At 72.4% G+C, this 5,803-nt stretch carries 4 protein-coding genes; 3 read left to right on the forward strand and 1 reads right to left on the reverse strand.

The window, feature by feature from the left end; translation table 11 throughout:
• Positions 1 to 17 precede the first annotated feature (17 nt).
• A complete protein-coding gene (locus ACFU0Y_RS16565) occupies positions 18 to 1,370 on the reverse strand; it encodes an MFS transporter (RefSeq protein WP_380215799.1) in 1,353 nt (450 codons plus the stop codon).
• Positions 1,371 to 1,744: 374 nt separating this feature from the next.
• Here ACFU0Y_RS16565 and ACFU0Y_RS16570 point away from each other — a divergent pair, with 374 nt between their 5' ends.
• The 3 genes from ACFU0Y_RS16570 (at position 1,745) to ACFU0Y_RS16580 (ending at position 5,675) form a co-directional block, all read left to right on the forward strand.
• On the forward strand, positions 1,745 to 2,320 hold the full coding sequence (locus ACFU0Y_RS16570; RefSeq protein WP_380215801.1) for a hemerythrin domain-containing protein: 576 nt from the start codon (positions 1,745 to 1,747) through the stop codon (positions 2,318 to 2,320).
• 263 nt (positions 2,321 to 2,583) lie between these two features.
• Positions 2,584 to 5,199, forward strand: a complete 2,616-nt coding sequence (clpB, locus tag ACFU0Y_RS16575; protein ID WP_380215803.1) for an ATP-dependent chaperone ClpB — start codon at positions 2,584 to 2,586, stop codon at positions 5,197 to 5,199.
• 251 nt (positions 5,200 to 5,450) lie between these two features.
• Positions 5,451 to 5,675 carry a DUF3073 domain-containing protein gene (locus ACFU0Y_RS16580; RefSeq protein ID WP_380215805.1) on the forward strand — a complete coding sequence of 75 codons (225 nt, stop codon included), beginning with the start codon at positions 5,451 to 5,453 and terminating at the stop codon, positions 5,673 to 5,675.
• The last annotated feature ends 128 nt before the right edge of the window (positions 5,676 to 5,803 follow it).

The raw sequence follows: 5,803 nt of genomic DNA on the forward strand, positions 1-5,803 counted from the left end.
GCGCCGGCGGCCGCGGGTCACCGGACGAGGTCGGCCCAGCCGGTCGTCCGGGCGCTGCTCGCCAGGGCCGGACGCGATTGCGCGGGCTCGGGCAGGAGCAGCGCCAGGTCGGCGACGGCCCGGGTGGCCCAGGAGGGGCCGGTGCGGTCGGGGGCGGTCGTGGCGGCGTCCCCCGACCGGTGCAGGCGGGCCGCACGGCTCAGGATCAGCAGGCCGGCCACGGCCAGGCCGACGCCCACCCAGGCGGGGGAGCGGTAGCCCCAGCCGGCGGAGATGACGGCGCCGCCGAGGAACGCGCCCATGGCGTTGGCCAGGTTGAACGCCGCGTGGTTCATCGCGGCGGTCAGGGACGGGGCGTCCTTGGCCTCGCGCAGCAGGCGCATCTGCAGCGCGGTGCTGAAGAGGGCGCCCATCAGACCGATCCACAGCACGCCGAGCACGGCCGCGACCGCGGAGTGGGCGAACAGGCCGAAGAAGGCGAGGGCCACGCCGGAGACGGCTCCCGCGCCCAGGGCGGTCCGCTCGATGGACCGGTCCAGCAGGGGACCCGCCAGCAGGGAGCCGGCGGTCATGCCCACGCCGTACACGGCCAGCACCCACGGCACCAGCGAGATGTCGAGACCGCTGAGCTCGGTCAGGATCGGGGAGACGAACGTGTAGACCGCGAACATGCCGCCGAAGCCGACCGCCCCGGCCAGCAGGGTCAGGGCCACCTGGGGGCGGCCCAGGGCGCGGACCTCCTGGGCCACGGAGACGCCGCCCTCGTTGCGGGTGCGGGGGATCCAGAGGGCGAGGGCGGCCACGGTGAGCACGCCGATGAGGACCACGAGCCCGTAGCCGGCCCGCCAGCCGAGGCTCCCGCCGAGCACGGCGGCCAGGGGCACGCCGACGATGTTGGCGACGGTCAGGCCCAGGGCCACCCGGGCCACGGCCGTGCCGCGGCGCTCGCGCGGCACCAGGGAGGAGGCCACCACGGCGGCGACCCCGAAGTAGGCGCCGTGCGGCAGGCCGGAGAGGAAGCGCGCCACGTACAGCCACTCGAGGGACGGGGCGGCGGCCGACAGGACGTTGCCGGCGGTGAAGGCCGCCATCAGCCCGAGCAGGAGCCGCTTGCGCTCCACCCGGGCGGTGAGGGACGTGATGAGCGGCGCGCCGACCACCACGCCCAGGGCGTAGAGGGAGATGGCGTGCCCCAGGGAGGGGATCGAGGCGTCGAGGTCCTCGGCGATGAAGGGCAGCAGGCCCATCGAGGCGAACTCGGTGGTGCCCACGCCGAAGCCGCCGAGGGCGAGGGCGAAGAGGGCGAACCGGGTGCCGGTGCGGTCCGGGGCGTTGATCACCTGGAGCACGGCAGTGCGAGGTGCGGACATGGCAGTTCCTTCCGTGTGGAACAAGGGGGTGGTGGAAGGCGCGTCGTCGGGCCGAACTGGTGGAACCCTCGATGCTACGGACGATGTCGAGGGCATCCAACGATTCGGGCCTGTGATCTTGGACAAACCGGGGGGTGTGTGATAGAGGTCGCGCCGCCACCGGGTGGGCCGTGCACGGCCCGGGTCCTCCGCCGGCCGCCGCGCCAAGGGGCCATCGACCCCCGAAGGCCTGGCCGGGCGGCGTCCGGGTGACCTAGAGTCGAAGTGATCAGCACCCTGCTGAACGGGCGGCACGGGTGGCCGGCGCACCGGCGCCGGGAGCTCGTGCCACCGCCCACGGAAACGGACATCACCACGACGAGGAGGCGCCTCCCATGACCGACACCCACGCCGCGGGGCCGGGCACGGATGTCATCGACATCCTCACCGCCGACCACCAGGACATGCTCGAGCTGCTCGGCAGGATCGAGGGCGCGCCGGACGCCGCCGAACGCCGGGAGCTCGCCGACACCGTCATCGCGGAGGTCATGCGCCACGCCGTCGCGGAGGAGATGCACGTCTACCCCGTGATGGAGAAGCACCTGCCCGACGGCGCCGAGGAGGTCGAGCACGACAAGAAGGAGCACGACGAGCTCGTCCAGGTCATGAAGCAGGTCGAGGGCGTCGACGCCTCCGAGCCGGCCTTCCTGGAGCTGATCCGCGAGATGCAGGCGCAGCTGCGCCACCACATCGAGGACGAGGAGTCGGACCAGTTCCCGAAGCTGCGGGCGCACATTTCGGCCGAGGACCTCGTGGAGCTGGGCCGGAAGGTCGAGAACGCCAAGAAGGTGGCGCCGACCCGGCCCCACCCCCACGCCCCGCACTCGGAGCTCTTTCACAAGACCATCGGGCCCGGCGTCGGCATGGTCGACCGCCTCCGGGACAAGCTCACCGGGCGCAGCACCGGCTAGGCCCGGCCGGGCCGCAGGACCCGCACGGCACGGACCCCTGCCGGACGAGCACCGCACGATGCTCGTCCGGCGGGGGTCCGTGCCGTGTCGGAGGGATCCCCAGGGCCGGGGCCGCCGACGCCGAGCCGGAACACCCCTGTCGATCCAAGGTTGAGTGAGGTAGACTCAGGTTAGCTGAACTGTCCGGCCGCACTCGAGGAAGCGCAACGCCGGGTCGGTTCGTTCCCGATCGATCCCAGACCGTCCCTCGCCAAGGAGCCGCAGTGGAGACCAAGTTCACCACCAAGTCCCAGGAGGCGCTCTCCGCCGCCTCGACCAACGCCTCGACCGCGGGCAACCCGCAGGTCGAGCCCGCCCACCTCCTCAAGGCCCTCATGGACCAGCGGGACGGCGTGGCCGTCGCCGTCCTGAAGGCCACCGGGGCCGACGTCGACGCCGTCTCCGCGCAGGCCAGCGCCGCCATCAAGGCCCTGCCCTCCGCGTCCGGGTCCTCCACGGCCCAGGCCCAGTTCAACCGGGGCGCGCTGCAGGTCATCCAGGCCGCGGAGCAGTTCGCCCAGTCCCTCGGCGACGAGTACATCTCCACCGAGCACCTCCTGTACGGCCTCGCCCAGCAGGACGGGAAGACCGGGGACATCCTGCGGGGCGCGGGCGCCGGTCCGGAGCAGCTGAAGACCGCCGTCCCGTCCGTGCGAGGGGACCGCCGCGTGACCACCGCCGACCCCGAGGGCACGTTCCAGGCGCTCGAGAAGTTCGGCACCGACCTGACCGCCATGGCCCGCGAGGGCAAGCTGGACCCCGTCATCGGGCGCGACTCCGAGATCCGGCGCGTGGTGCAGGTGCTGTCGCGCCGCACCAAGAACAACCCCGTGCTGATCGGCGAGCCCGGCGTCGGCAAGACCGCCGTGGTCGAGGGCCTCGCCCAGCGCATGGTCGCCGGGGACGTCCCCGAGTCGCTGCGCGGCAAGACGCTGATCTCCCTGGACCTCGGGTCCATGGTGGCCGGCGCCAAGTACCGCGGCGAGTTCGAGGAGCGGCTCAAGGCCGTGCTCGAGGAGATCAAGCAGTCCGAGGGCCGGATCGTCACCTTCATCGACGAGATCCACACCGTGGTCGGCGCCGGCGCCGCCGAGGGCTCGATGGACGCCGGCAACATGCTCAAGCCCATGCTGGCCCGCGGCGAGCTGCGCCTGATCGGCGCGACCACCCTGGACGAGTACCGGGAGAACATCGAGAAGGACGCCGCCCTGGAGCGCCGCTTCCAGCAGGTCTACGTGGGGGAGCCCTCCGTGGAGGACACGGTGGCGATCCTGCGCGGGCTCAAGGAGCGCTACGAGGCCCACCACAAGGTGCAGATCGCGGACGCCGCGCTCGTCGCGGCGGCCACGCTGTCCCACCGGTACATCCCGGGCCGGCAGCTGCCGGACAAGGCGATCGACCTGGTCGACGAGGCGGCCTCGCGGCTGCGCATGGAGATCGACTCCGCGCCGGAGGAGATCGACCAGCTGCGCCGGGCCGTGGACCGCCTGACCATGGAGGAGCTCGCCCTCGAGCGCGAGACCGACCCCGCGTCGGTCGAGCGCCTCGCCGCGCTGCGCCAGGAGCTCGCCGACAAGCGGGCGGACCTGGACGCCCTCAACGCCCGGTGGGAGGCGGAGAAGGCCGGGCTCAACCGCGTGGGCGACCTCAAGGAGCGGATCGACAACCTGCGCTCGCAGGCGGAGATGGCCCAGCGCCAGGGCGACCTCGCCGAGGCCTCCCGGCTGCTCTACGGGGAGATCCCCGCCCTGCAGAAGGAGCTCGACGCCGCCCAGGAGCAGGAGGACACCTCCGCCCCGCACGACACCATGGTCTCCGAGGAGGTCTCGGCCGACGACGTGGCCGAGGTGATCTCGGCCTGGACCGGCATCCCCGCCGGCCGCATGCTCCAGGGGGAGACCGAGAAGCTGCTGCACATGGAGGAGGTCCTCGGGCAGCGGCTCATCGGCCAGCACCGGGCCGTGCAGGCCGTGGCGGACGCCGTGCGCCGCTCGCGCGCCGGCATCGCCGACCCGAACCGGCCGATCGGCTCCTTCCTCTTCCTGGGTCCCACCGGCGTGGGCAAGACCGAGCTCGCCAAGTCCCTGGCGGAGTTCCAGTTCGACGACGAGCGCGCCCTGGTGCGGATCGACATGTCCGAGTACGGGGAGAAGCACACGGTCTCCCGGCTGGTCGGAGCCCCTCCGGGCTACGTGGGCTACGAGGAGGGCGGCCAGCTCACCGAGTCCGTGCGGCGCCGCCCGTACTCGGTGGTCCTGCTCGACGAGATCGAGAAGGCCCACCCGGACGTCTTCGACATCCTCCTGCAGGTGCTCGACGACGGCCGGCTCACCGACGGCCAGGGGCGCACGGTCGACTTCCGCAACGTGATCCTCATCCTCACCTCGAACCTGGGCAGCCAGTTCCTGGTGGACCAGACCATCGAGGCGGAGGCCAAGAATCAGGCCGTGATGAACGTGGTCAACGCCTCGTTCAAGCCCGAGTTCCTGAACCGGCTCGACGACGTCATCCTCTTCGACCCGCTGTCCACGTCCGATCTGTCGAAGATCGTGGACATCCAGGTCGCCCAGCTGGCCGAGCGGCTGGGGCAGCGCCGCCTGGGCCTGGAGGTCACGCCCGCCGCCACCGAGTGGCTGGGCATCACCGGCTACGACCCGGCCTACGGGGCGCGGCCGCTGCGGCGGCTGGTGCAGCGGGAGATCGGGGACAAGCTCGCCAGGGCCATCCTCTCCGGGGCGGTGCTGGACGGCGACACGGTCCGGGTGGACGTCGACGCCGACGTGGTGGCGGACGGGCTCACGGTCACCGCCGTGTCCGAACAGGCGCACGCCGCGGGCTGAGCGCCGGTGCACGCCGCGCCCCGGGCCGCCGCCGGGAGGACCCGGGGGCGGCCCGCCACGGCCGGTCCCGGGCCGCGTGCGGGCCGCCTCCCGTGAGGTTGCCGACAGTCCACCGCGCCGGGCCCGGGCCGGACGCGACGGGCTGGCAAACCATGTACCCTGGTCTCACGAACCATTCATACGACATTTCCGGGGCCGTACTCTGTGCCTGAGTGCCGCCGTCCGGACCAAGAGACAGAGGGGGTCACGCCATGGGGCGCGGCCGTCAAAAGGCGAAGGCGACACGGCAGGCGCGGGAGATGAAGTACTTCAGCCCGCAGACCGACCTCACGGCACTCCAGCGGGAACTGCGCGGCAGCGAGCAGATGCCCCCGCTGCGGGAACCGGTCGAGGAGGCCGTCGAGGAGGACGAGGACGACTACTCGGCCTACGTCGACAAGTACGCCGACGACTACGACGAGGACTTCCGCCGGTAAGCACCGGGAACTCCACTCGTCTCCACCGCCCGACGCAACAAGGTGCCCGTCCAGGACGAGCACCTTCTTCGCGTTCCCGCGAACAGCGAACGCCCCGCCGGCCGGCGGGGCGTTCGCTGTTCGCGGGA

Source organism: Kocuria sp. NPDC057446 (assembly GCF_042802875.1).
Taxonomy (GTDB): Bacteria; Actinomycetota; Actinomycetes; order Actinomycetales; family Micrococcaceae; genus Kocuria.